This window comes from Bacillus sp. FSL K6-2865 (assembly GCF_040311405.1).
GTDB lineage: Bacteria > Bacillota > Bacilli > Bacillales > Bacillaceae > Bacillus > Bacillus velezensis.
Genome location: NZ_CP152036.1, coordinates 1,569,149 through 1,594,401, shown reverse-complemented (window position 1 = coordinate 1,594,401; position 25,253 = coordinate 1,569,149). Strand labels below are relative to the sequence as shown.

Here is a 25,253-nt window from a genome sequence, read left to right as displayed (position 1 = left end):
TCTTCTCGTCCACTCCCCTGCCTCGCTTTAGAGATGTCACTCTGTAAACAAGCTTATTCTGACTCGTCCCTTTTCATGCTATAATTATCGAATGCAGGAAGAAGGAAAGGGTGTTTTATATGTCTTTTGATGGCATGTTTACATACGGAATGACACATGAATTAAACAGCCGGATCGCCGAAGGCCGGATTACGAGAGTCCATCAGCCTTTTAAGCACGATGTGATATTTCATATCCGCGCTAACGGAAAAAACCATAAATTATTATTATCGGCGCATCCGAGCTATTCACGGGTGCACATGACAAACCAGGCCTATGAAAATCCGAGCGAGCCGCCGATGTTTTGTATGCTGCTCAGAAAGCATATCGAAGGCGGATTTATTGAGAAAATAGAACAGGCCGGATTAGACCGGATTATGATATTCCGGATAAAAAGCAGAAATGAAATCGGCGACGAAACCGTCAGAACGCTGTATGTTGAAATTATGGGACGGCACAGCAATATTATTCTGACTGACGGAGAAGGAGCCATCATCGACGGGCTGAAACATTTATCTCCGTCGATGAACAGCTACCGGACCGTTCTGCCGGGATATGATTACAAGCTTCCTCCCGCTCAGGAAAAAATTTCGCCGCTTGCCGCGGATGAAGAGGACGTTTTGCGTTATCTCAGTTTTCAGGAAGGACGGCTTGACCAGCAGATCGTCAGACATTTCTCCGGTGTTTCTCCGCTGTTTGCAAAAGAAGCCGTGCACAGAGCGGGCCTCGCTAACAAAATAACGCTGCCGAAGACGCTGATTGAAATGTTCCATGCCGTGAAAGATTGCAGGTTTACACCAAACATTACGACAGCCGGCGGAAAGGAATACTTTTATCTCCTGTCTCTCACACATGTAAACGGAGAGGAGCGCACCTTTCACTCTCTGAGTGAGCTGTTGGACCGGTTTTATTTCGGCAAGGCGGAACGCGACCGCGTCAAACAGCAGGCTCAGGATCTCGAGCGGTTTGTCGCAAATGAACGGAAAAAGAACGCCAATAAGATAAAAAAGCTGGAAAAGACGCTCGACTACTCAGAAAATGCGAAGGAATTCCAGCTATACGGCGAACTGCTGACGGCAAATTTGTATATGCTGAAAAAAGGTGACAAAGAAGCGGAAGTCATCAATTATTATGATGAAGAAAGTAAGACGGTGACCATCCCTTTAAATCCGAACAAAACACCGTCAGAAAACGCGCAGATGTATTTTACAAAGTATCAAAAGGCGAAGAATTCCGTCGAGGTGGTAAAAGAACAGATCCGTCTGGCCGAGGAGGAAATCGCTTATTTCGATCAGCTGATCCAGCAGCTCTCCTCCGCCTCCACAAAGGATATTCACGAAATAAGGGAGGAGCTTGTGGAAGGCAAATATCTGCGACCGAAACAGCAGCGAGGACAGAAAAAACAGAAGCAGCACGTTCCTGTTTTGGAGCAATATGAATCTTCACGGGGATTGACGATTCTTGTCGGCAAAAACAATAAACAAAATGAGTACTTAACGACAAAAGCTGCCGCAAGGGATGATTTATGGTTCCACACGAAAGACATTCCGGGTTCCCACGTTGTGATTAAAAGCAGCGATCCGGATGAACAATCCATACTGGAGGCGGCTGCGATCGCCGCTTATTTTTCCAAAGCGAAAGATTCCGGCTCCGTTCCGGTTGATTATACAAAAATCAGACACGTGAAAAAGCCAAACGGCGCAAAGCCCGGATTTGTCACCTATGACAGCCAGCATACCGTATTTGTCACACCTGATGCCGACCTTGTCATACGGCTGAAAAAATAAACGCACCTCCAAGCTGAAACCCGCACTCAGCTTGGAGGTGTTTTTTATTACTTATAAACGGAGACGAAACTCTCCCCAGCCGTCAGAACCGATCTTTACAGTATCTGGTCAGTTTCCCGTCATGTCTGCCTGATCCGCCGGGGGCCGTCTCTGATTAAAGCGGTCACACCTGATTTGGCGGCGGATACTGTCACCTTCCCCTCGCCAAACCTGAACACATCCGGGCAGTCAATATAATCATGCCGGGTCTCTGACCGTTCCTTTGTATGCGGGCGGAATCCAGGCGGCATTGGGATCAGATAGATATTCCGCATCACTTCGCAATCCTGACTGCTTGCTGGCATATACCATTCAAACTGCCCGCTTTCGTTTTGAATTGTTCACATTCGGGGACTGTCAGGACAGTATAAAAAATACCTTGCCTGATGACAGACAAGGTGTTTTTTATGGTCTTCTTCTTTTCTCAAATAATCGATCCACTTCTTCAGCCAAATCAACAGTAATGAGAGGCTCTATGTCCTCAGCCAGTCTTTTCGTATGTGCCGGGCTTGCGCCGCTTGTTGATACGGATACTTGAATGCGCCCTTTGCGGATGATCTTCGGCATATACACGCTGCCCTGTTCAGCATCGCTTGCACAATTGACCAGCTGCGTTTCAGAAGCGCTCGCGGCTATCTCCTGATTCACGCTCCGGTCATTTGTCGCGGCAATGATGAAAAAAGCGGGCGCAAGATCCTTCATTTTAATTTTACGGGAAACCCAGCGGATACGTCTTTCATCCGCAAGCTGTTTAATTTCAGGCAGGGCATCGGGACTGATTACAGTAATATCCGCGCCTTCCGGAAGCACCGTTTTGAGCCTTCTTAAGGCAACATTGCCTCCGCCCGCGATGATAATTCTTTTTCCGCTTAAATTAATGTGCAGAGGCAGCATACTGTCCCCCCTTAAAATCAAACTGACCGCCGGGGTTTCGAACAGCTTCTGACACACGGTTCAAGAACGCCTGCTTAATATGCGGGTGAAAACCTAAGTATGAAGCGATATGAACATTTTGATTGATCGTTTGAAGCTTTTGAACTTCCCGTTCAATCTCAGTCATTAAAAGCCCGGTAAACAGAAGATATGGAACGATAAAAACGGGTGCTCCGTCATCCTCTTCAAGACCGGCAAACACTTCTTTATAGTGCGGGTTACATGCTGTTAAAAAACAAGGGATGACTTCTTTAACAGGTGTAATCGCCTCAAGTTTTCCGGCAATCTCACTGACTGCGTTTTTAACTGCCGGATCTGTGCTTCCTCTTCCGATCAGCACCACTTTCGCCTGCTCAATGGGCACTCCGGTATCTTCAATGCGATGATGCACCGCTTTTACGACTTCATCGTCCACTCCGATCGGAACACCATATGTCACTTTTATATCGGGATGCAGGGCCGCCGCACGAGCGATTTCAGCCGGAATGTCATGTTTTGCGTGGGCAGCGGTCAACAGCAGTAAAGGCACGGCCGCAATATGAGTGGCGCCTTGTCTGACACATGCTTCAAATCCCGCTTCAATAGACGGTTCCTGCAGTTCTAAAAAACAGATTTCCTGAATGGGAGCGTCAGCGTGCGGCATGCACCCTTTTAAAAACGCCGCCGACTCTGTCTGCGCTTTTTTCAGCCTGCTTCCGTGCCCGATGTATAAAATCGCCTGCTTCATTTACAACGCCTCGCTCAAATCCAGATTTTTCTGTTCAGATGCATACCAGTCCAGTTTGCAGTGATAATTGACGACATCACCGATAACAATTAAGCTCGGGTTTTTGATTTCTTCTTTTATCACTGTGTCTGAAAGCGTGCCGACGGTGCAGACGACTGTTTTTTGCCTGTCCGTCGTTCCCCAATGAATAAAGGCTGCCGGGGTGCCGGCGTCTCTGCCGTTTTCCAGCAGCATTCTTTCAATCTGCCGGATATTTTTAATTCCCATATAAATCACCAGCGTATCAATGCCCGTCGCCAGCGCTTTCCATTTTTCTTCAAAGTCGTCTTCTTGTTTATAATGCCCCGTAACGAATGCGACATTGGAGCTCGCCTCTCTGTGTGTCACGGGAATGCCGGCATAAGTAGCAGCCGCGATTCCTGATGTAATGCCGGGAACGATCTCAAACGGAATGGCGTTTTGCGCGAGAGCCTCCGCTTCTTCGCCTCCGCGGCCGAAAACAAACGGGTCGCCTCCCTTGAGCCTTACAACGGTTTTCCCCTTTTTCGCATACTTCACAAGGAAACGGTTGATCGTATCCTGTTTCATAATGTGAAAATCCGGGAGCTTGCCGCAGTAAATCAGATCCGCTTCTTCTCCGGCATACTGTAAAATCTCTTTGCTTACCAATCTGTCATATAATATAACGTCCGCTTTCTGTATGGCTTTCATTGCCTTCACCGTTAATAAGTCCGGATCTCCCGGACCGGCTCCAACGATAAATACTTTCCCCATAGCATGTCTCCCCGATCCGTTTTGAAATCTTCCCAGAACAGCCGCGAGGCCGCACTTCAGCTATTTTACCATATCCCGCCATTGCGGGGGATATCCGGCTGATTGCGCGGCCTTTTTGGACCTATTATGCTAAGCTGTTTTTCACAAAGTCAACCAGTCTTCCGGTGCATTCTTCGCGTTCACATTTGCCTGAATCAAGTACGAGCTCAGGCGCTTTCGGCTCTTCATACGGTGAGTCGATCCCCGTAAAGAACGGAATTTCACCATTTCTTGCTTTTTTATATAAACCTTTCGGATCGCGCTTTTCACATATATCGAGGTCGCATTTCACGTAGATTTCATTAAATTCGCCCTCTGCCACAAGCTCTCTCACCTGATCTCTGTCCTCACGGAACGGAGAAATAAAAGCCGTGATGACGATGGTTCCCTGCTGAACGAAAAGCTTCGCCACTTCCCCGATGCGGCGTATATTTTCCGTGCGGTCATCATCGGAAAAACCTAAGTCATTGTTTAAGCCGTGGCGGATGTTATCACCATCAAGCACGATGACTTGATAGCCCTGTTCAAACAGCTCGCGCGCTGCGGCGTTTGCAATCGTGGATTTCCCTGAACCGCTTAAGCCCGTCAGCCAGAGGATAGAGCTTTTATGCTTGTTTTTCTGCTGGTATTCTTCTTTCGTTATTGAGGCTTCATGCCACACGATATCACGATTTGTCACTCTATTTTCCTCCTTAAGAAACGCCTGCTTCTTCTTTCGTTTTCAGCCCTTTAATCAACACCTCGACAACTTCAGGACGGCTGAATTCCGCCGGCGGCATGACACCGCTTCGCAGCATTTCTCTGACCTTTGTTCCTGACAGAATGACGTGGTCTTCTCTGTCATGCGGGCATGTTTTGGCCGTTCCCATGTTGCCGCATTTCCGGCAGAAGAAGCTGTGCTCGAATTTCATCGGTGTAATCCCGAGTTCATCCGCTGTAAATTGATCAAACAGCTCTTGCGCTTCATATGTGCCGTAGTAATCACCGACGCCGGCATGATCGCGGCCGACGATAAAATGCGTGCAGCCGTAGTTTTTGCGGACAAGCGCGTGGAAAATGGCTTCTCTCGGCCCCGCATACCGCATAGCCGCCAAAAATACGCCGAGGAAAACGCGGTCTTTCGGATAATAATGATCGAGCAGCACCTGGTAGCTTTCCATTCTGACATCCGCCGGAATATCATCTGATTTTGTTTCACCGACGAGCGGGTTCAAAAACAGGCCGTCAACCGTCTCAAGCGCGGTTTTTTGGATATATTCGTGGGCGCGGTGGACCGGATTTCTCGTTTGGAAACCGACAATGGTTTTCCAGCCCTTTTCTTCGAAGCTTCGTCTTGTATCGGCAGGTTCAAATGTAAACTCGGGAAACTGCTTTGACGCTTTTTTAACTAATGTGATCGGCCCGCCGACATACGTATCGCCGCGTGAAAATAATTTTTTCACGCCCGGATGCGCGGCATCATCGGTTTTATATACGTGAACGGCTTCTTTTTGTTTATCCGGCGTATAAATATCTTCGATGTCGACTACGCCGTATGTGTCTCCGCCGTAAGTCAGTTTCACCGTGTCGCCGACGGCAAGCTCAGCCGCTTTTTCTGAATCGACCGGAAGCGTGATCGGCAGGGACCAGACAACCCCGGATGCCAGACGCATATTCTCAACGACTGACACGTAATCTTTTTCTGTGAAAAATCCTTCAATCGGGCTGTACCCCCCGATCCCGATCAGCTCTAAATCAGCGAACGAAATCAAATCAAGCTCAATTTCTTTTTGGACGGATGTAAGATCATACTGCTCATTCACCCGATTAATTAATGTTCCTCCGTGCGGTGCTAAACTCATAATACATGATTCCTCCCAGTTAACAGATAAATAAACTCAGATTAATAGTTAAATGCCTCCGCCTTGTTCATGGACAGAGCGTTTCTCTTTTCGGATGGCTTTCATCAGACTGGCGGCTCCGCCAGCTGCCAAAAGCACGCTGGCCATCATAAAGATGGAATAGTAATCTCCTTTTAACAGCAGGGAGACAAGCAAATACGAAATCGACAGTGACAAAAACGGAGAAACGACCCATACTTTGAGCATCGTTTTCACGACTTCTTTATGAAAAACGTTCGGCCCGTTTTTGGCCATTCCGATGCCGATAATTGATGATGATGTGACTTGCGCCAATGGGACCGGCAGACCGAAGACGGAACTGATAATGACAAGCCCCGCGCCGGTTCCGGAAAGCAGTATGCCTTCTCCGGCTGAAAATCTCGTAATCTTTTTCCCGTTGGTTTCAAGCACTTTACGTCCTAAAAGCAGAGCGCCGAGAGCGACAAAGATGCCTCCGTACAGCGTTCCTTTGGACACGCTGAGCACGCCCGCAGCAACCAAAGGGCCCACCGCATTTGCGACATTGTTCATTCCGGCTGAAAAAGCTTCCCAAAACCCCGCAATCAGCAGCACAATCCCCAAAATCTTCTGTTTCCGATTCGAAATGACTCGAATATTCAGAGAACTGAATACCTTCGAGACGAGAAACGTGAAACAGAACGCGACAAACGGCACGAGCACCCAAAAAATCACGATGACCAAAAGATGCTGTAAAAACAATACTTTGTACGCGACGCCGACACCGACAATCGCCCCGACAGTGACCTCACTCGTCGACAGCGGAATGCCGAGCACATTCGCCGTGAATAACGATAGCGCCGCCGATCCGATAATAATGCAGACAATGGTGAGCGTAATGGTTTGTTCGGGAATGATTCCGCCGCTGATCGTCTTAACGACTTCACCGCCGCCGATAACCGCCCCTGACAGAACTCCGGCCGCGCAGATGATCAGCGCATACGTTTTCTTTTTAACGGCGCCGGACCCGTAAGCGACTCCCATTGAAGCCGCGGCCCCGCTGGCTCCGATATTCATGGCAAAAAACAGGCAGAATAAAATAGCGGCTAATTCCATCGGGCAGCTCCTTTATTCATGCAGTCCGCATTCTGTTTTCGCCATGCCGTTCCATCTGCCGCTCCGCAAATCTTCCGCGGTAAACGCAGGTGAAGTGCACGGTTCACAGCCGATGCTCGGATACCCTTGATCATGGAGGATATTGTAATCCAGCTCATGCTTGGAAGTATATCTCCAGATGTCTTTCCATGTCCAATGGATCAGCGGGCATACTTTAATCGATTGAAACTTGTCGTCTTTATTCAGGAAATTCGTATTCGCCCGGCTCGGTCCTTGATCCCGGCGAAGGCCGGACAGCCATGCCGGATGCCCTGCGAGCGCTTCTCTTAACGGCAGAATTTTTCTGATGTAGCAGCACTGGTTCGGTTCTCTTTCCCACAATTTATCTCCGTGAGCCTCGGCCTGTTCTTCAAGAGTAAGGCTGGGCTTTTTCAGGATAATGTTCAGTCCCGGGTAACGCTCTTTCACTTTTTCGATCGTTTCATATGTTTCTTTAAAGTGAAGACCCGTGTCGAGAAACACGATTTCCGCGTCTTTCTTTACTTTAGAAATTAAATCGATCAGGACGATGCCCTCAATCCCGAAGCTGCACGCGTAAACAAGCTGGTCTCCGTAGTGGCCGTATGCCCATTTTAAAACGGACAGCGCGCCTTTATAGGAATCGTCTTCCGGAAATGTAATCGCCGGCTCTTCCCATGTGTCATACGTTAGCATTTTTCCTTTCCTCCTCCCGGAGACAATCAAACAGCTGTTGTTTTCTGCCGGTTGTCTTATCCCTCAATCTTTTTTTCATATAAAAAACTTTCAATCCAGCGGAATGAAAGACAGTGACCCGGTATAGCCCTTATCTTCAAAATGCTGTGCATTTTTCTGGATGCGGCACCTTGCATGACACGCAGGTTGCCGGGCGTCATCGGTCCAGTCCCTCAGCCGCTCTTGATAAGCTTTTTAGATTTGTACTAAATTTTAGCACAATTCTAACAGAAGTCAACCCGAGTTTTTTGATAGGAATAATAAAACAGGCCCTGAGGCCTGTTTTTATTGTCATTATTTTTTAAACCAATCTTCTGACTCGGGATTCTGTTTCCATGATTTCAGTTTCTCAATGTCATCTGAATGAATCGTTCCGTTTTCAAGCGCGACTTCAATCAGCGTGTCATAATCCGTTAACGAGTAATAAGGAAGACCCGCTTTTTTAAAGGCTTCTTTTGCTTTCGGCAGTCCGTATGTAAAAATGGAAATGACGCCGAGGACTTCCGCGCCCTCTCTTTGAAGGGCCGCCGCAGCTTCAAGCACGCTGCCTCCGGTAGAAATCAAGTCTTCAATCACGACTGTTTTTTGTCCTTTCTTAATGGCGCCTTCTATTTGATTTCCTTTGCCGTGCGCTTTCGGTTTGCTTCTGACGTAGCACATCGGCGCGCCTGTACGGTCTGCGAGAAGCGCAGCATGCGGAATGCCCGCCGTTGCAGTGCCCGCGATCATCTCAGCCTCGGGAAAATGCTCTTTCAGCAGTTTGCCGAGCCCGTCCGCCACATCATTTCTCACTTTTGGATACGACAATGTCAGACGGTTGTCACAATAGATCGGTGATAAAATGCCGCTCGCCCACGTAAACGGCTCATTCGGGCGTAAAAAGACAGCTTCAATGTGTAATAGATGTTTTGCGATAGCCTGTTTCATCGGCGAACGCCCTCCCATTCCAGTTTAATTGCTTCATATGCTTCAACGGGGTTTTCCGCTTTTGTAATTGAGCGGCCCACGACGATGGCTGACGAACCGTTTTCTTTCGCAAATGACGGAGTCGCCGTCCGGACTTGATCGTCAGCTGTGTCACTGGCCGTGCGGATGCCCGGTGTGACTGTCAGAAATGAAGGCCGGACCGCTTCATAAATGGCTTTTGTTTCATGTACCGAACATACCACTCCGTCCAGCCCGCACTCTTCCGCCATTTTGCCGTAATGCACGACCGTTTCTAACAGCGGCTTATGTAGCAGAAGCTCTTCCTTCGCCACCTGCTCTGAAGTGCTGGTCAGCTGAGTCACCGCGATTAAAGACGGGCGTTTTCTGCCTGCCGGCGTGCCTTCTTCAAGCCCCTCAAGGGCCGCGCGCATCATGCGTGCGCCCCCTGCTGCATGCACATTGACAAGATCAACGCCGAGGCCGGCCAGCCGCTTCATCGCTTTATTGACCGTAGTCGGGATATCATGAAGCTTTAAATCTAAAAATATATCACAATTTCGTTCTTTTAATTGGTGAATGATGGCGGGGCCTTCCTGATAAAAAAGTTCCATCCCCGTTTTGACAAAAAGCCTTTCCTTTTCAAACAAGTCTAAAAACGTTAAAGTCTCTTCCCCTGATGCAAAATCAAGCGCGATGATGGGCAGGTTGTTTTTCATGTTTCCAGCTCCTTCCGATGCATTCACTTACAGATTGAAAGCCGTGCTGGCGCAGCACACGGGGGAGCTGTTCTATGATTTCCGGGCAGACGAACGGATTGACGAAGTTTGCCGTGCCGACGGCAACCGCACTCGCTCCCGCAAGAAGAAATTCTAATGCATCCTCTGCGGTCTGAACGCCGCCCATCCCGATAATCGGGATTTGAACGGCCTGGCTGACTTCGTATACCATCCGGATGGCGACCGGTTTGATCGCCGGGCCTGACAGTCCGCCCGTTTTATTTGCTAAGATCGGCCGTCCCGTCTTAAGATCGAGCCTCATCCCGATGAGTGTATTAATCATCGTCAGACCGTCAGCACCGGCCGCTTCAATCGCTTTAGCAATTTCGGTTATGTTTGCGACATTAGGCGAAAGCTTCACATACACAGGCACTGCGGAAACTTCTTTCACCGCTTTTGTCAGTTCGGCCGCCATGACGGGATCAGTACCAAAAGCAATCCCCCCCGTTTTGACATTCGGACATGAAATGTTAAGCTCAAGCGCATGCACATTCGGCGCTTGGCTGATGTGCTCGGCCACTTCTTTATAGTCGTCCACCTGAGAACCGGCGACATTTGCGATAATCGGCGTGTCAAATTGTTCGAGCCAAGGCAGCTCATGATTGAGCACATGCTCAAGGCCGGGATTTTGCAGACCGATGGCATTCAGCATGCCCGCGCTTGTCTCCGCCACTCTCGGCGTCGGATTTCCGAAGCGGGCTTCGTTCGTCGTTGCTTTAATCATAATGCCTCCGAGGCATGATAAATCGTAAAATCCGGCATATTCTTTCCCGAAACCGAAACATCCGGAAGCGGGGATGATCGGGTTTTTCAATTGGAGACCCGGCAGATTCACCTCTAACATTACAGCGCCACCTCCTCAGCTTTAAATACCGGCCCGTCAAGGCAGACCTTTACATAGGATGTATCGCTTTCACCCGTGCGGCACACGCAGGCGAAGCAGGCTCCGATGCCGCAGCCCATCCGCTCTTCCATCGAAAGATAAACCTCTTTATGGCCGTACTGCTGCTTCAGAGCTTTCAGCATCGGTGTCGGTCCGCAGCTTAGCAGGACATCGAATTCGAGTTGCTTTTCACGGATGACATCGGTGACAAACCCTTTCTCTCCATATGTGCCGTCAGCCGTCGCCACATAGGTGTCTCCGTACGCACGACATTCCTGTTCGTAAAAAACATCCTTTGCTGATTGAAATCCAAGCACATGAATGACGTTTACGCCTTTTTCCGTCAGGCGCTTTGACAGTTCCTGCAAAGGCGGAACCCCCACTCCGCCTCCGACTAACAGCGCGGTTTTGCCAGGTTCAATCCGCCGGACGGGGAATCCGTTGCCGAGAGGGCCGAGAACGTCTATCCTGCCGCCCTCTTTTTTCCCGGACAAAAGACGCGTTCCCTCACCGTCAGCTCTGTAGATAACGGATACTTCATCCGCGGCGAAATTGACGTCCGCAATGCTGAGCGGTCTTCTTAATAGCGGCGTGACCGCGTCACTCACCTTCAGATGTAGAAATTGACCCGGCTCGGTAAGGTGCCGGACAAGCTCTCCTTTCAGCACCATCTTATAAATCCGGTCGGCAATTTCTAAGTTGGATTGAACAGTCAAATGCGCTTTCTTCATATCGTGACTGCCGCCTTTTGATTGGTTTCGGATGCAGGCATATGATCCGCCCGGAATGTCATGCTTTCCAGTACCCGCAAAATGGCTTCGGCCGTATCTAAAGATGTCAGGCAGGCGACTCCGTTCTCAACGGATTCGCGGCGGATTCTGAAGCCGTCTCTGGCCGGCTGTTTGCCCTTTGTCAGCGTATTGATGACAAATTGCGCTTCGCCGTTTCTGATCACATCGAGCAGATTTTTCCCTTCTTCGCCGATTTTTCCGACGACTTGAGCCGGAATCTGAGCGTCTTTTAAATAAGCCGCCGTTCCTTCCGTCGCCAAGATTTTATAGCCGATGGCGTGGAACCGCTTCGCGATCAGCAGTCCTTCTTCTTTATCTTTATCGGCAACAGTCAACAGCACTGAGCCGTAGTTCGGGATTTGAATGCCAGAAGCAATCAGCGCTTTATAGAGCGCTTTTTCCAGGGTTGAATCTTTGCCCATGACCTCTCCCGTCGACTTCATTTCAGGGCCTAACGTAATATCCACTCTTCTCAGCTTCGCGAATGAGAAGACAGGCGCTTTCACGAACACCCCCTGCTGTTCAGGCTGCAGCCCCTCTTGATAGCCGAAATCAGCAAGCTTTTGGCCGAGAATGACCTTTGTCGCCAGATTCGCCATCGGAATCTTTGTGATTTTGCTTAAGAACGGCACGGTTCTGCTTGACCGCGGATTTACCTCAAGCACATACACTTCACCTTGCGACAGTACGAACTGGATGTTCAGCAACCCGATGATGTTAAGGCCTTTTGCCAAGGCTACAGTGTATTGTTCGATTTTTTTCTTAATGTCTTCGCTTAAAGACTGAGGCGGATAGACGGCGATTGAATCCCCTGAATGGACGCCGGCCCGCTCGATATGCTCCATAATTCCCGGAATAACGACTGTTTCGCCGTCAGATACGGCATCGACTTCGATTTCTTTCCCCGTCAGATAACGGTCGATTAACACCGGATGCTGCGGGTTGATTTTGACCGCATTTTTCATATAGTGAAGCAGCTCTTCTTCGTGATAGACGATTTCCATCGCCCGGCCGCCGAGCACATACGAAGGGCGGACAAGTACCGGATAGCCGATGGATGCGGCAATTTTGACCGCTTCGTTCACCGACACAGCGGTTTTTCCGAGCGGCTGCGGCACATTCAGCGCCTCAAGCGCCTGCTCAAACTTATCCCGGTCTTCCGCACGGTCTAAATCTTCAAGTGATGTGCCGAGGATTTTGACGCCGCGGGCGCTCAATTCTTCCGCAAGATTGATCGCCGTCTGGCCGCCGAATTGGACGACAACGCCTTCCGGCTGTTCCAAATCGATGATGTGCATGACATCTTCTACCGTCAGCGGTTCAAAATACAGTTTGTCTGAAATGCTGAAATCAGTGGACACCGTCTCAGGATTGTTGTTGATAATAATCGCTTCATAGCCTGCCTGCTTGATCGCCCAGACAGAATGAACGGTCGCATAGTCAAATTCGACGCCCTGTCCGATACGGATCGGCCCGGAACCGAGGACGACGACGCTTTTTCTTGAAGTAACCTCAGACTCATTTTCTTCCTCATATGTGCTGTAAAAGTACGGGGTTTCTGATTCAAATTCCGCCGCGCATGTATCCACCATTTTATATACAGGCTTGATGTCTGCTTCTTTTCGCATTTGATACAGCTCTTGTTCCGGCATGTTCCATTCCCGGCTGATATATTTGTCGGAGAAACCGAGTTCCTTCGCTGTCTGCAGGACGGTAAGGCTGCCTTTTTCCGCTTTCAGCTCTGTTTCAAAAGCGACCAGCTTACAGAGCTTGTGCAAAAAGAATACGTCAATTGCGGAAAACTCATGAAGCTGCTCGACTGTGTAGCCTCTTCTGAACGCTTCAGCAAGATAAAACAGCCGTTCATCTCCGGCCTTTCTGATCCGTTTTTCCAAAAGCCCGTCAGAAATCTCTTCCGCATCCTTCAGTTCCAGGTGATAGACATCGGCTTCCAGTGAGCGGACCGCCTTTAACAGCGATTCTTCAAGGGTGCGTCCGATGGCCATGACCTCTCCGGTGGCTTTCATTTGCGTCCCGAGCCTGCGGTTTGCCGACTCAAATTTGTCGAACGGCCAGCGCGGGATTTTAGAAACGACATAGTCAAGCGCGGGCTCAAAAGCCGCATATGTTTTTCCCGTTACGGGATTCATCATTTCATCAAGAGAAAGCCCGACTGCGATTTTCGCCGCAAGCTTTGCGATCGGGTAACCCGTCGCTTTTGAGGCGAGGGCAGATGAGCGGCTCACCCGCGGATTCACTTCGATAATGTAATATTGGAAGCTGTCGGGATCGAGCGCGAGCTGAACATTACAGCCGCCTTCAATGCCGAGCGCGCGGATCAGCTTTAATGAAACATTGCGCAAAAGCTGGTATTCCCGGTCGCTCAAAGTCTGGCTCGGGGCAACGACGATGCTGTCGCCCGTATGGATGCCGACCGGATCGATATTTTCCATGTTGCAGACGACGATCGCGTGATCTCTGCTGTCTCTCATGACTTCATATTCGATCTCTTTGTAACCGGCAATGCTTTTTTCAAGAAGGCACTGATGGACGGGGCTGAGTTTTAATCCGTTTTCGACGATCTCTTTCAGTTCTGTTTCATTCGAGCAGATGCCGCCGCCCGTTCCGCCTAATGTGTAAGCGGGGCGCACGATAACCGGAAACCCGATCCGGCCGACAAATTCCTCGGCTTCCTGTAAAGTGCGGATGATCTCACTTTCCGGCACCGGTTCATTCAGCTCATTCATCAGCGTACGGAATAAGTCGCGGTCTTCCGCCTGCTGGATGGCGGACAGCTTTGTGCCGAGCACTTCCACCCCGCATTCCTCAAGAACCCTGAGTTCAGACAGCTCGACGGCAAGATTCAGTCCGGTCTGTCCTCCCAGAGTCGGCAGGATGGCGTCCGGCCGTTCTTTTCTGATAATACGCGTGAGAAACTCCGGCGTCAGCGGTTCTATGTATACCCGATCAGCCATTTCCGTATCCGTCATAATCGTTGCCGGATTCGAGTTGACGAGAATGACTTCATAGCCTTCTTCCTTTAAAGCGAGACACGCCTGTGTGCCCGCATAATCAAATTCCGCCGCCTGTCCGATAATAATCGGGCCTGATCCGATCACTAAAATCTTTTTAATATCTACGCGTTTTGGCATACCGCTTCCCCTTCTTTCTCAGTTGTTTCGATCAAGTCAATAAATCTGTCAAATAAATGATTGGCGTCTTCCGGCCCCGGTGAAGCTTCAGGGTGGTACTGAACCGTAAATGCCGGCAATGTTTTATGCTTGAGTCCTTCGATCGTTTGATCATTGATCGCAATGTGCGTCACTTCAAGCTCTGTCTCATCTATTGAAGAAACTGTATATCCGTGGTTTTGGGCGGTTAAAGCGACTTTCCCTGTCGCAAGCTCTTTAACCGGATGATTGGAACCCCTGTGTCCGAATTTCATTTTTTCCGTTTCCGCTCCGGATGCCAGCGCAAATAATTGGTGGCCGAGGCAGATTCCGAATAACGGCACCTTCCCGAGTATGCCTTTTATCATTTCAATGGCTTCCGGCACATCTTTCGGATCTCCGGGTCCGTTAGAAAGCATGATGCCGTCCGGCTTGAGCTGAAGTACTTCTTCCGCCGTTACATTGTACGGCACAACGATGACATCGCATTTTCTCTTGTTTAACTCTCTTAAGATGCCGTGCTTCATACCGAAATCGACGAGCACGATGCGTTTGCCGCGGCCCGGACTCGGATATGCCGTTTTCGCCGATACTTGAGCGACTTGATTTCTCGGCAGTTCCGTTTCTTTCAGCCTTGCAAGAACCTCTCCGACATTCTCCTCACTTGAAGCAAACGTTCCTTTTAATGCGCCGGCCGTGCGGATCATTCTTGTGAGCTTTCTCGTGTCAATCCCTTGTAAGCCGGGGATATTTTTCATTTTCAAATACTCGTCAAGCGTGTAAGCCGAACGCCAGTTGGAAGGCAGCTCGCACAGTTCTTTTACGATCAGCCCTTTTACAAAAGGAGTGATGGATTCAAAGTCATCTCTGTTAATTCCGTAGTTGCCGATCAGAGGATACGTCAGCGTCACGATCTGCCCGCAGTAAGAAGGGTCTGATAAAATTTCCTGATAACCGGTCATTCCCGTGTTGAATACGACTTCACCCGCTGTATGTTCCAGGCTCCCGAATGCTTCACCCTCAAATACCGCTCCATTTTCCAGCACTAGTCTTCTTTTCATTTGACGAGTCTCCCTTCTTCGTATGCAAGCTTACCGGCAGCCATCGTTGCAACAGGCCAGCCGAAGCACTTCATCTTGTTGAATGGCGTATTTTTTCCTTTAGATAAAAATGTATCTTTGTCAATGGCTGCTTCTTTTTCCAGATCAATCAGGGTGATGTCAGCCGGCGCCCCCGGTGCAAGCGTTCCGTACGGAAGATCAAATGCCTCGCAAGGTTTTACCGTCATGAAATCAACCAGTTGCTTCAGCGTCCACGCCCCGTTTTTCACAAAATGTGTGTACAGAAGCGGAAATGCTGTTTCTAAACCGACGATACCGAAAGGCGCAAGCTTCATATCCGTGTTTTTCTCTTCTTCTGTATGCGGCGCATGGTCAGTGGCGATGAAATCAATCGTACCGTCTAAAAGCCCTTCAATCAGCGCCTCTCTGTCCTCTTTGCTTCGAAGCGGCGGATTCATTTTAAAATTGGTATCAAGTCCCGGGATATCTTCGTCACAAAGCAGCAGATGGTGAGGCGACACTTCCGCCGTCACGCGGATTCCCGCTTTTTTTGCGTCTCTTACGGCTCTGACGGATTCTTTCGTGCTGATATGACACACGTGGTAATGGCAGCCCGCCGCTTCCGCCAGCAGCACGTCACGGGCGATATGTACCGCTTCACAAATGGAAGGTATGCCGTTCAGGCCGTTCGCTTTTGAAAAAGATCCTTCATGCACGCTCCCTCCGTAAATCAGTGAGTTATCCTCACAATGAGCGACAATCGCTTTATTCATTGAAGCCGCCCGTTTCATGGCTTCATACATCATTCCCGCCGTCTGAACGCCGACGCCGTCATCGGTGAAGGCGAATGCGCCCGCTTCATGAAGCGCCTCAAAATCTGTCATTTCTTCGCCGGTTTGTCTGATCGTAATGGATGCGTAAGGAAGAACCCTGACAGATGAGGTTTCTTTGATCCGGTTTTGCAGCCATTCCATCTGCTCTTTCGTATCCGGCACCGGTCTTGTATTCGGCATGGCTGCGACTGTGGTAAAGCCGCCCCGCGCCGCGGCTTTAGAGCCCGTCTCAATGGTTTCTTTTTTCTCGCCGCCCGGTTCTCTGAAGTGGACATGAAGGTCTACGAGTCCCGGTGAAACGAACAGTCCGTCAGCGTCGATCACCGTTTCTCCGTCTTTCGCTGTCAGAAGCCCGGTTTCCGAAATGAATTCACCCGTTACCCGGATATCCTGTGCCACTTTTTCTCCCTGTTCATTTAACATCCAGCCGTTTTTAATGAGATAAGACATAAGCCGCTTCTCCCCTTTTTACATTGGTTTGCAGTGCTCTTTTTAAGACTGCCATTCTGATATACACGCCATTTTCCATTTGTTTAAAGATTCTTGATTTTCCGCATTCCACTAATGTTGTGTCAATTTCGACTCCTCTGTTCACCGGTGCGGGATGCATGATGATGGCATTCCGCTTCATGCTCTCCGCCCGCTTTGCGGTCAGCCCGTATGCTTCCAGGTAGCCTTTTTGGTCGGCTTCTGTCTGATGCCTTTCATTTTGGATGCGGAGCAGCATGACGACATCTGAAGCTTGTATGGCTTCATCCGTCTGTACACAGGTGCCGAAGGCGTTTTTCTCATCCTGCCATTGCGGCGGCCCTGAAAACAGCACGCGTGCGCCGAGCCTTGTCAGCACCTCGGCATTCGACCTTGCCACCCTGCTGTGTTTGATATCGCCATGAATGGAAACCGTCAGGCCCTGAAAGGCCTCAAATTCCTCTTGAATCGTCATTAAATCGAGTAATGACTGAGTCGGGTGCTGGCCGCAGCCGTCGCCGGCGTTTAAGATCGGAATATTGACTCTGCCGGTCAGATCTTTGTAATATTCATCCGTGCTGTGCCTGATGACGCAGGCGTCCGCTCCGATTGATTCCAGTGTTTTGACCGTATCGTATAAGGACTCGCCTTTTTGAACGCTTGTGCTCGTGCCGTCTAAGCTGAGCACGTTCATCCCGAGTTTCTTTTCCGCCACTTCAAAGCTGAACCGCGTTCTCGTGCTCGGTTCAAAAAACAGATTCGCAACAAATTTTCCCGCGAGATCGGGGCGGACTGTTCCCTCTTTTATCGCTTTTGCCTCACGCAGCAGTTCTGTAATTTCAGCCGCGCTCAGTTCAGACATCGCCGTTAAATGATTCATGTTTTTCTCCTCCGTTTCCGCTTGAAGGCCGTAAAAAAACACCCCGGTCTATAGACTCGGGGTGCGGTTAAAGAGAGAAGCAGCGTACAGCTTCTTCCCGTTATAACCCTTCCAAGCCTCTCTGGACTTTCTTTAAAAGGTTTTACATATGATTTTGTTTTTCTGATGCAATCGCGTCTTCTTCATTTGCATGCGGCAGGATAAGGTTCAGGATGACTCCGACGATTGCCGCAAGCGCCATGCCGGATATTTGGAACCCGCCTTTTGATACTTGAATAAAAGCCCCTCCGACGCCGATCACGAGGATGACGGATGTGATAATCAAATTTCTCTTGTTTTCATAATCAATGTTGTTGTCAATCAGCATTCTTAAGCCGCTGGAGGCGATAATTCCGAAGAGCAGGAAGGAAACGCCTCCCATAACCGCGGACGGAACAGAGCTGATCAGCGCTGATACTTTTCCGATAAATCCGAAGCACAGCGCAATCACACCCGCGCCGCCGATGACAAAGACGCTGAAAACTCTCGTAATTGCCAGGACACCGATGTTCTCGCCGTATGTCGTCGTCGGCGGGCCTCCGATTAACGAAGCAATGATCGTCGCTACGCTGTCCCCCATTATGGAGCGGTGCAGTCCCGGCTTTTTGATGAAATCCTGTCCGACGACTTTACTCAGCACCATTTGGTGGCCGATATGTTCTGACATCGTCACGAAAGCGACCGGCACCATCGCAGCCGCAATGCCCAATGTCACTGACGGCGTATAGTCTTTGAAAGGGATGATAAATTCAGGAACGGCGAACCATTTTGCATCAATGACCGGCTGGAAATTGACGATGCCCTGTGTCAGCGCAAACAGATAGCCGCCTATAATGCCGATCAATACCGGAATCAGGCTTAAAAATCCCCGTAAAAAGATGGCGCAGATAATGGTGATGGCCAAAGTGACGCCGGCTACACTGAAATGTTTCAAGCTGTAGACGAGTTCCTTTGCATTCGGATCGGCATACATTGCCATATTGACGGCTGTGCTTGCCAGTCCGAGGCCGATGACAATGATGACCGGCCCGACGACCACCGGGGGCAGCAGCTTCATCAGCCACCCCGTTCCAAGCTGCCTGATGAGCAGTGCGATCAGGCCGTACACAATTCCCGCCAAGAAAGCTCCGACCATGGCAGCCCCCGGCCCTCCCGTCGCCTTCACCAAGATAATCGGTGATATAAAGGCGAATGATGAGCCGAGATAAGCGGGGATCTGGCCTTTTGTCACCAAGAGATAGGCGAGTGTCCCGATTCCGCTCGTGACAAGCGCCACTGCCGGGCTCATTCCGACCAGTTTCGGCACGAGTATGGTTGAACCGAACATGGCGAATAAATGCTGCAGGCTGAATGACAGCCAGGACAATGGATTGGGGACGTCCCTGACTCCCAAGTTTACTTTTTTCTTACTCATGGCGTTTTCCTCCCGGTTGACTTTCAAATGGTATAAAAAAACCTCTTTGCTTTTTGCGCAAAGAGGCATACAAAACCCGGCCGCGTCGATCCGCCCGGCTTTGTGTTTTAAAATCCTCTTTGCAGACTCTCTGGAATGCATTTAAAAAGGGTGATTATTCATTTTCGTAAATGGCGACCATATCAGTCTGATCAACTTCGCTCAGCTGAACCATCACTTTTTCAGCTTTTGAGGTCGGAATGTTTTTCCCGATATAGTCCGCTCTGATCGGCAGCTCCCGGTGCCCTCTGTCGACAAGCACGGCAAGCTGTATCGATGACGGCCGCCCGACATCAACGAGGGCATCCATCGCAGCTCTCACCGTCCGGCCGGTATAAAGCACATCATCAACCACAATGACCTTTTGGTCTGTGATATCAGCCGGAATGTCCGCGCCTTTTACAAGCGGCTCTTCATTGCTCGTTTTTTTCGTCAGATCGTCACGGTAAAGGGTGATATCGATTTCCCCCACGGTGACCGGATTTCCTTCAATCTGTTCGATCCGCTCGGCCAGCCGCTTTGCTAAATAAATGCCTCTTGTTTTAATCCCTACAAGAATGCAGTCATTCATTCCTTTATTCCGTTCGATCATTTCATGGGCTATCCTTGTCAGCGCCCGCCTGATCGCCTGTTCGTCGAGAATAACAGCTTTTTGATTCACTCGTACACCTCTCCATTCGTATATAAGAAGAAAAAACCCCTCCTGCCAGAGCATAGAGGGGTTCCTTTCCAGGACGAAGACACATGCGTATCTCTTCTGTCCTATCCGTTATCCTTCTCAGCCTCTCTGGACTGTGTTAAAGAATCTATTCAGCTTGTTTTTATTATTTCAGAAAAGAAAGTCGCTGTCAATGGCTATTTCTTAAATCTTCAATGAGTTTTTTCATATCTTCAGGAAGGGGCGCTTCAAACTCCATGTATTCGCCCGTCCGCGGATGATCAAAACCTAATATTCCGGCATGAAGCGCCTGACCATTGAAATCAATGGTTTTTCTCGGTCCGTACTTCGGGTCGCCTGCCAAAGGAAACCCGATATATTTCATATGAACACGGATCTGATGCGTTCTTCCGGTCTCAAGACGGCACTCTACGAGCGTGAAATCTTGAAAACGCTCAAGCACGTGGAAGTGCGTGACGGCGTTTTTGCTGCTTTCTCTTGTTACGGTCATGCTTTGACGGTCTTTTTTATCTCTACCGATCGGAGCGTCAATTGTTCCGTCATCATGTGAAATCACCCCGTGGACAACCGCTTTGTACTTTCTGGTCACGGTTTTATTGACGAGCTGATTAACGAGTGATTCATGCGCCATATCGTTTTTAGCGACCATTAACAGACCGGAAGTATCTTTATCAATACGGTGGACGATTCCCGGGCGCATGACGCCGTTAATGCCGGAAAGGTCGTTGCAGTGAGCCATCAGTCCGTTTACAAGCGTCCCTGTCACATGGCCGGGCGCCGGGTGTACAACCATGCCCCGCGGTTTGTTCACAACCAAGACGTCCTGATCCTCATAGTAAATGTCCAAATCCATCGGCTCTGCAAGCACGTCCAATTCTTCCGGTTCAGGAATGGTGGCGTTTACCTGATCGCCAGGCTGCATTTTGTAGTTCGCTTTTACGGATTTGCCGTTAACGGATACCAATCCCTCTTTTACCCATTGCTGCACTTGAGTGCGTGACCAGTTTTCTCCCGTTGAAGCCAAAAATTTATCAATCCGTTCGCTCTTTTGTTCAGGCTGAACGGTTATCTCAAATTGATTCATGTTATTGCTCCTTCTTTTTCCCGCTGTCAAACAGCATATGAATAAATAAAAGTATTACACCGACGCACAGTGAGGAATCCGCGATATTAAAAATCGGATAGTGATAATCCACGATGATGACATGAATAAAATCCACCACTTCCCGGCGCGCCGCCCGGTCAATAAAGTTTCCGGCCGCACCGCCCAGCATTAAGCCGAGAGAAATTCCGAGTAACATCTGCCCTTTTGCATAACGCTGTATGTAATAAACGATTCCGATAATCACGGCGATGGTAATGACGTAGAAAAACCACATTTGGCCGGCTAAAATCCCCCACGCCGCTCCCGTGTTGCGATGAGATGTGATATAAAGCACCTGGTCGATGACAGGTATGCTTTGTCCCAATTCCATATGGCTGACGACAAGCCATTTGGTCAATTGGTCGGCAATAATAATAAAAAGAGCGATTAGATAATAAAGCACACACGTTCCTCCAGTATACAGTTACTTTTATCCTTTATGAATTTTATCAGTAAAAGGTGCCAGAGTAAAGGCAGATCATAAGCGCATGCAAACAGACGCTGTCACTCATACAGCGCCTGATCATATGCATAATCTCCGGGTTCCCAATATGGAAGGGTTTTCTTTTCAAATTGAGCGGGATAATAAAAATCATCAGCGGTTCTGGCCGTCGGCAGCACCGCAAGTTTTTCAATCGGAATGGGGTCGCCTGTTTTTTCACAATAACCGTACGTATTGTTTTCAAACTTAGACAGGGCAAGAAGAACGTCCTGAAGTTCTTCTTTTATATGATAGATCAGAGTTGCTTCTTGGTCGTTCATTGAAGGTTCAACAGATGCTGACATTTGAAAGCAAGAATATTCGAATAATCTTGATTGAAGTTCTTCTTTCATCATGAGAAGCTCCGTGTGGATTGCGGTCAGTTGATCATTCATTCATCACAACTCCTGCTCTTGATGTTATGGCTTTATTGTTGCCCCCAGGGCGCCATTTGAAGCCCATAAGATTTTTCCTGTCGTTCTAATCGATGACATTAGTGGCATGTAAAAAAAGCGCCCGGCTGTCACCGGGCGCTTTCTCATTCATTATTTTTGATAATATTTTTCAACGATTTCCGCATTGCGCAGTGATAATGTCGGATATTTCGGATTGGCTCCGACATCTTTAGAAATTACGCGGGAACGTTCACACATCTGGCCTTCCGCTTTTTCTACGGTCATTTTTCCTGTTGTGAAGCTTTGCGCGTTTTCCGGTGCTTCACTTTCGTCTCTTACTGTCAGTTCTGAGACGATAAACAGCTGCGCGATATTTTCTTTAATGGATGACAAGAGGTCGCGGTTTTCTTTGTTCGGATACAAAGTCAGGCTCGCTTCCAATGATCTTCCGATAATTTTTTCGTTACGGGCTGTTTCCAAAGCTTTCAGCACGTCGTTTCGAAGCTCCATGAAGCGGTCGAACTTTTCTTCTGTCGCTTGACTGTCCGGAACAGCGATGGTTTCCGGCATATCTGTCAGCTGCACGCTCGCTTCTTCAACAAATGATAAGTGAGACCACATTTCATCCGCCGTATGCGGGAGAATCGGCGCCGTCAGCTTCACTAACGCCAGCAGCGTTTCATAGAAGACGGTCTGCATGCTGCGGCGGTCCGGATGATCCGCATGCTCGATGTACACAACATCTTTTGCAAAATCAAGATAGAAGGAGCTGAGCTCGATCGTACAGAAATTGTGAATGCTGTGATAAACAACCGCAAATTCATATTCATCGTACGCTTTTTTCACCTTATCGATCAGCTTATTCAGCTTGATCAGCATATATTGATCCACCTCGCGGAGATCTTTTACATCAACGGCATTGACGCTTGGATTGAAATCGAACAGGTTGCCGTGAAGGAAGCGGAACGTGTTGCGGACTTTCCGGTATACTTCCGCGACCTGCTTCAGAATATCTTCAGAAACCGGGTGATCGGCCTGATAGTTTACGGAAGATACCCATAAACGAAGAATTTCAGCTCCAAGCTGTTTTGCGATTTTTGTCGGGTCAATCGTATTGCCGAGTGATTTACTCATTTTACGGCCGTTTGCATCAAGTGTAAATCCGTGGCTTAATACGCCTTTATACGGCGCTTTGCCGGTGACTGCAACAGCGGTGGAAAGAGATGAGTTAAACCAGCCGCGGTATTGGTCAGAGCCTTCAAGGTATAAATCAGCCGGACGGACAAGATCATCACGTTCTTCAAGAACAGCCTGATGGGAAGAACCTGAATCAAACCACACATCCATAATGTCTTGCTCTTTCGTGAAGATTCCGTTCGGGCTTCCCGGATGTGTAAATCCTTCCGGCAGAAGGTCTTTTGCCTCTCTTTCAAACCAGACGTTTGAGCCGTGCTGTTTGAACAGCTCAGACACGTGTTCAATCGTTTCGTCAGTGATGATCGGCTCACCGTTTTCTGCATAAAATACCGGGATCGGAACGCCCCAGACGCGCTGCCTTGAGATACACCAGTCACCGCGGTCGCGCACCATGTTGTAAAGGCGCTGTTCGCCCCACTCCGGCACCCACTTCGTTTGTTTGATGGCATCAAGCAGATCGGATCTGAAATCTTTAATTGACGCAAACCATTGCGCTGTCGCTCTGAAGATGGTCGGTTTTTTCGTTCTCCAGTCATGCGGATAGGAGTGTGTAATAAACTCGAGTTTCAAGAGCGCGCCGTTTTCTTCAAGCTTCTCCGTGATCGGTTTATTGGCTTTATCGTAAAACATTCCTTCAAAGCCCGGCGCTTCGTCGGTCATGTTTCCTTTTTCATCAACAGGGCACAGTACTTCTAAGCCGTACTTTTGGCCGACGATAAAGTCATCTTCCCCGTGGCCCGGGGCAGTATGAACACAGCCTGTTCCGGCATCGGTTGTGACGTGGTCACCGAGCATGACGAGTGAATCTCTGCCGTACAGCGGATGTTCTGCAGTGATGTATTCTAATTCTCTGCCTTTATATGATGCGACAACTTCAGGATTTTCAAAGCCGCATGCCTCCGCTACGTTTTCGATCAGTTCAGCAGCCACTACATAACGCTTGTCTCCAACCTTGATGACATTGTACTCAAGATCAGGATGAACGGAAATTCCGAGGTTGGCAGGCATCGTCCACGGCGTCGTCGTCCAGATGATGAAGCTTTCTCCGTTTTCCAGAACGCCTTTACCGTCTTTCACCTTAAACGCAACATAAATAGACGCGGAACGTTTGTCCTGGTATTCAATTTCCGCTTCCGCTAAGGCAGATTCACTTGAAGGCGACCAGTTGACCGGCTTCAGACCTTTATAAATATAGCCTCTTTTCGCCATCTCGCCGAAAACGCGGATCTGCTGCGCTTCAAATTCAGGCTGAAGCGTAACATACGGGTTTTCCCAATCGCCTCTGACGCCGAGACGCTTAAATTGTTCGCGCTGTCTTTCGATCTGCTGCCATGCATAATCTTCGCAAAGCTTGCGGAAATCAGCGACGGACATTTCTTTCCGGTTTACTTTTTTGTTTTTCGTCAGCGCCGTTTCAATCGGCAGTCCGTGCGTATCCCAGCCCGGCACGTAAGGCGCGTTGTAGCCGCTCATTGACTTATAGCGGACGATGAAGTCTTTCAGGATTTTGTTCAGGGCATGGCCCATGTGGATGTCTCCGTTTGCATAAGGAGGTCCGTCATGCAATACGAATTTCGGGCGGTCTTTCGTCCGTTCTTGAACAAGACGGTAAATGTCCTGCTCCTCCCAGTCTTTTTGCATGTCCGGCTCACGATTCGGCAGATTTCCGCGCATCGGAAAATCTGTTTTCGGCATTAACAGCGTATCTTTGTAATCCATTTTCATTCCTCCACAACATTTTTCAGAAAATAAAAAAAGCCCTCTCATCCCATAAGGGACGAGAAAGCTTATCTCGCGGTACCACCCTTTTAGAAAAAACGGATCATCCGTCTTTTCCTCTCGAACATCGTAACGTGATGGAACGTCCTTTCCTACTCTCGGTTCAGAAAGGAAACTAAAGGGCTGATCTGCATGATTCCGGCCATCCCGGGCTTTCACCTTCCCCGGGTCGCTTTATAGCCTGTTTTGAGTCATGCCGGTCCCTTTCAATCGTCTTTTCATCTGAATTTATGAACGTATTATATTCGAACG

At 49.1% G+C, this 25,253-nt stretch carries 23 protein-coding genes, 1 riboswitch and 1 other annotated feature; of the genes, 1 reads left to right on the top strand and 22 read right to left on the bottom strand.

What is annotated here, in order from left to right:
• Positions 1 to 119 precede the first annotated feature (119 nt).
• The gene (locus tag NYE42_RS07930) at positions 120 to 1,826 is read left to right on the top strand and encodes an NFACT RNA binding domain-containing protein (RefSeq protein ID WP_352426880.1); all 1,707 of its coding nucleotides are present in this window, start codon (positions 120 to 122) and stop codon (positions 1,824 to 1,826) included.
• 119 nt (positions 1,827 to 1,945) lie between these two features.
• Here NYE42_RS07930 and NYE42_RS07925 read toward each other — a convergent pair whose 3' ends face one another.
• The 22 genes from NYE42_RS07925 to ileS form a co-directional block, all read right to left on the bottom strand.
• Positions 1,946 to 2,140 (bottom strand): hypothetical protein, encoded by a 195-nt coding sequence (locus tag NYE42_RS07925; protein ID WP_251257591.1) that lies wholly within the window; start codon positions 2,138 to 2,140, stop codon positions 1,946 to 1,948.
• 130 nt (positions 2,141 to 2,270) lie between these two features.
• Positions 2,271 to 2,759, bottom strand: a complete 489-nt coding sequence (locus tag NYE42_RS07920; protein WP_144664708.1) for a bifunctional precorrin-2 dehydrogenase/sirohydrochlorin ferrochelatase — start codon at positions 2,757 to 2,759, stop codon at positions 2,271 to 2,273.
• Complete coding sequence (locus NYE42_RS07915; protein WP_251257592.1) at positions 2,740 to 3,525, bottom strand: sirohydrochlorin chelatase; 786 nt, start codon at positions 3,523 to 3,525, stop codon at positions 2,740 to 2,742. Before NYE42_RS07915 ends, NYE42_RS07920 begins: the two co-directional genes overlap by 20 nt.
• Positions 3,526 to 4,299: a uroporphyrinogen-III C-methyltransferase gene (cobA, locus tag NYE42_RS07910; protein WP_144664710.1), complete on the bottom strand. Its 774-nt coding sequence runs from the start codon at positions 4,297 to 4,299 to the stop codon at positions 3,526 to 3,528.
• Positions 4,300 to 4,423: 124 nt separating this feature from the next.
• Positions 4,424 to 5,017: an adenylyl-sulfate kinase gene (gene cysC / locus NYE42_RS07905; RefSeq protein ID WP_144664711.1), complete on the bottom strand. Its 594-nt coding sequence runs from the start codon at positions 5,015 to 5,017 to the stop codon at positions 4,424 to 4,426.
• A gap of 13 nt (positions 5,018 to 5,030) precedes the next feature.
• Entirely contained in the window at positions 5,031 to 6,179 is a 1,149-nt protein-coding gene (gene sat / locus NYE42_RS07900) for a sulfate adenylyltransferase (RefSeq protein ID WP_144664712.1), read from the bottom strand.
• A 48-nt stretch (positions 6,180 to 6,227) separates the two neighbouring features.
• Positions 6,228 to 7,292, bottom strand: a complete 1,065-nt coding sequence (locus tag NYE42_RS07895; protein WP_144664713.1) for an inorganic phosphate transporter — start codon at positions 7,290 to 7,292, stop codon at positions 6,228 to 6,230.
• A gap of 12 nt (positions 7,293 to 7,304) precedes the next feature.
• On the bottom strand, positions 7,305 to 8,006 hold the full coding sequence (locus tag NYE42_RS07890; protein WP_003154369.1) for a phosphoadenylyl-sulfate reductase: 702 nt from the start codon (positions 8,004 to 8,006) through the stop codon (positions 7,305 to 7,307).
• Positions 8,007 to 8,133: 127 nt separating this feature from the next.
• Positions 8,134 to 8,238, bottom strand: a riboswitch (SAM riboswitch).
• A gap of 101 nt (positions 8,239 to 8,339) precedes the next feature.
• Entirely contained in the window at positions 8,340 to 8,972 is a 633-nt protein-coding gene (gene pyrE, locus NYE42_RS07885) for an orotate phosphoribosyltransferase (RefSeq protein WP_061861443.1), read from the bottom strand.
• On the bottom strand, positions 8,969 to 9,688 hold the full coding sequence (pyrF, locus tag NYE42_RS07880; protein WP_015417439.1) for an orotidine-5'-phosphate decarboxylase: 720 nt from the start codon (positions 9,686 to 9,688) through the stop codon (positions 8,969 to 8,971). Before pyrF ends, pyrE begins: the two co-directional genes overlap by 4 nt.
• Positions 9,657 to 10,592, bottom strand: coding sequence for a dihydroorotate dehydrogenase (locus NYE42_RS07875; protein ID WP_003154377.1), 936 nt, complete (start codon positions 10,590 to 10,592; stop codon positions 9,657 to 9,659). The genes pyrF and NYE42_RS07875 overlap by 32 nt, the downstream gene beginning before the upstream one ends.
• Positions 10,592 to 11,362 (bottom strand): dihydroorotate dehydrogenase electron transfer subunit, encoded by a 771-nt coding sequence (locus NYE42_RS07870; protein ID WP_003154380.1) that lies wholly within the window; start codon positions 11,360 to 11,362, stop codon positions 10,592 to 10,594. The genes NYE42_RS07875 and NYE42_RS07870 overlap by 1 nt, the downstream gene beginning before the upstream one ends.
• On the bottom strand, positions 11,359 to 14,574 hold the full coding sequence (carB, locus tag NYE42_RS07865) for a carbamoyl-phosphate synthase (glutamine-hydrolyzing) large subunit (protein ID WP_352426879.1): 3,216 nt from the start codon (positions 14,572 to 14,574) through the stop codon (positions 11,359 to 11,361). Before carB ends, NYE42_RS07870 begins: the two co-directional genes overlap by 4 nt.
• Entirely contained in the window at positions 14,559 to 15,653 is a 1,095-nt protein-coding gene (locus NYE42_RS07860) for a carbamoyl phosphate synthase small subunit (RefSeq protein WP_007409730.1), read from the bottom strand. Before NYE42_RS07860 ends, carB begins: the two co-directional genes overlap by 16 nt.
• Positions 15,650 to 16,936: a dihydroorotase gene (locus NYE42_RS07855; protein ID WP_094031696.1), complete on the bottom strand. Its 1,287-nt coding sequence runs from the start codon at positions 16,934 to 16,936 to the stop codon at positions 15,650 to 15,652. Before NYE42_RS07855 ends, NYE42_RS07860 begins: the two co-directional genes overlap by 4 nt.
• Positions 16,920 to 17,834, bottom strand: coding sequence for an aspartate carbamoyltransferase catalytic subunit (locus NYE42_RS07850; protein WP_064107849.1), 915 nt, complete (start codon positions 17,832 to 17,834; stop codon positions 16,920 to 16,922). The genes NYE42_RS07855 and NYE42_RS07850 overlap by 17 nt, the downstream gene beginning before the upstream one ends.
• Before the next feature lie 142 nt (positions 17,835 to 17,976).
• Positions 17,977 to 19,287, bottom strand: a complete 1,311-nt coding sequence (gene pyrP / locus NYE42_RS07845) for a uracil permease PyrP (protein WP_007409727.1) — start codon at positions 19,285 to 19,287, stop codon at positions 17,977 to 17,979.
• A 154-nt stretch (positions 19,288 to 19,441) separates the two neighbouring features.
• Positions 19,442 to 19,987, bottom strand: coding sequence for a bifunctional pyrimidine operon transcriptional regulator/uracil phosphoribosyltransferase (gene pyrR, locus NYE42_RS07840; protein WP_003154392.1), 546 nt, complete (start codon positions 19,985 to 19,987; stop codon positions 19,442 to 19,444).
• 187 nt (positions 19,988 to 20,174) lie between these two features.
• A complete protein-coding gene (locus NYE42_RS07835) occupies positions 20,175 to 21,089 on the bottom strand; it encodes an RluA family pseudouridine synthase (RefSeq protein ID WP_352426878.1) in 915 nt (304 codons plus the stop codon).
• Position 21,090: 1 nt separating this feature from the next.
• Positions 21,091 to 21,552 (bottom strand): signal peptidase II, encoded by a 462-nt coding sequence (lspA, locus tag NYE42_RS07830; RefSeq protein ID WP_101562997.1) that lies wholly within the window; start codon positions 21,550 to 21,552, stop codon positions 21,091 to 21,093.
• A 101-nt stretch (positions 21,553 to 21,653) separates the two neighbouring features.
• On the bottom strand, positions 21,654 to 22,025 hold the full coding sequence (locus NYE42_RS07825; RefSeq protein ID WP_007409725.1) for a TraR/DksA family transcriptional regulator: 372 nt from the start codon (positions 22,023 to 22,025) through the stop codon (positions 21,654 to 21,656).
• A 150-nt stretch (positions 22,026 to 22,175) separates the two neighbouring features.
• On the bottom strand, positions 22,176 to 24,941 hold the full coding sequence (ileS, locus tag NYE42_RS07820; protein WP_007409724.1) for an isoleucine--tRNA ligase: 2,766 nt from the start codon (positions 24,939 to 24,941) through the stop codon (positions 22,176 to 22,178).
• 51 nt (positions 24,942 to 24,992) lie between these two features.
• Positions 24,993 to 25,221 (bottom strand) — a binding site (T-box leader).
• Positions 25,222 to 25,253 lie beyond the last annotated feature (32 nt).

Bases quoted from the DNA above. Each gene is read 5' to 3' on its own strand.
- NYE42_RS07930 (WP_352426880.1), top strand. From the start codon at position 120: ATGTCTTTTGATGGCATGTTTACATACGGAATGACACATGAATTAAAC.
- NYE42_RS07925 (WP_251257591.1), bottom strand. From the start codon at position 2,140: ATGCGGAATATCTATCTGATCCCAATGCCGCCTGGATTCCGCCCGCAT.
- NYE42_RS07920 (WP_144664708.1), bottom strand. From the start codon at position 2,759: ATGCTGCCTCTGCACATTAATTTAAGCGGAAAAAGAATTATCATCGCG.
- NYE42_RS07915 (WP_251257592.1), bottom strand. From the start codon at position 3,525: ATGAAGCAGGCGATTTTATACATCGGGCACGGAAGCAGGCTGAAAAAA.
- cobA (WP_144664710.1), bottom strand. From the start codon at position 4,299: ATGGGGAAAGTATTTATCGTTGGAGCCGGTCCGGGAGATCCGGACTTA.
- sat (WP_144664712.1), bottom strand. From the start codon at position 6,179: ATGAGTTTAGCACCGCACGGAGGAACATTAATTAATCGGGTGAATGAG.
- NYE42_RS07895 (WP_144664713.1), bottom strand. From the start codon at position 7,292: ATGGAATTAGCCGCTATTTTATTCTGCCTGTTTTTTGCCATGAATATC.
- NYE42_RS07890 (WP_003154369.1), bottom strand. From the start codon at position 8,006: ATGCTAACGTATGACACATGGGAAGAGCCGGCGATTACATTTCCGGAA.
- pyrE (WP_061861443.1), bottom strand. From the start codon at position 8,972: ATGAAACAGGCTATCGCAAAACATCTATTACACATTGAAGCTGTCTTT.
- pyrF (WP_015417439.1), bottom strand. From the start codon at position 9,688: ATGAAAAACAACCTGCCCATCATCGCGCTTGATTTTGCATCAGGGGAA.
- NYE42_RS07875 (WP_003154377.1), bottom strand. From the start codon at position 10,592: ATGTTAGAGGTGAATCTGCCGGGTCTCCAATTGAAAAACCCGATCATC.
- NYE42_RS07870 (WP_003154380.1), bottom strand. From the start codon at position 11,362: ATGAAGAAAGCGCATTTGACTGTTCAATCCAACTTAGAAATTGCCGAC.
- carB (WP_352426879.1), bottom strand. From the start codon at position 14,574: ATGCCAAAACGCGTAGATATTAAAAAGATTTTAGTGATCGGATCAGGC.
- NYE42_RS07860 (WP_007409730.1), bottom strand. From the start codon at position 15,653: ATGAAAAGAAGACTAGTGCTGGAAAATGGAGCGGTATTTGAGGGTGAA.
- NYE42_RS07855 (WP_094031696.1), bottom strand. From the start codon at position 16,936: ATGTCTTATCTCATTAAAAACGGCTGGATGTTAAATGAACAGGGAGAA.
- NYE42_RS07850 (WP_064107849.1), bottom strand. From the start codon at position 17,834: ATGAATCATTTAACGGCGATGTCTGAACTGAGCGCGGCTGAAATTACA.
- pyrP (WP_007409727.1), bottom strand. From the start codon at position 19,287: ATGAGTAAGAAAAAAGTAAACTTGGGAGTCAGGGACGTCCCCAATCCA.
- NYE42_RS07835 (WP_352426878.1), bottom strand. From the start codon at position 21,089: ATGAATCAATTTGAGATAACCGTTCAGCCTGAACAAAAGAGCGAACGG.
- NYE42_RS07825 (WP_007409725.1), bottom strand. From the start codon at position 22,025: ATGAATGATCAACTGACCGCAATCCACACGGAGCTTCTCATGATGAAA.
- ileS (WP_007409724.1), bottom strand. From the start codon at position 24,941: ATGGATTACAAAGATACGCTGTTAATGCCGAAAACAGATTTTCCGATG.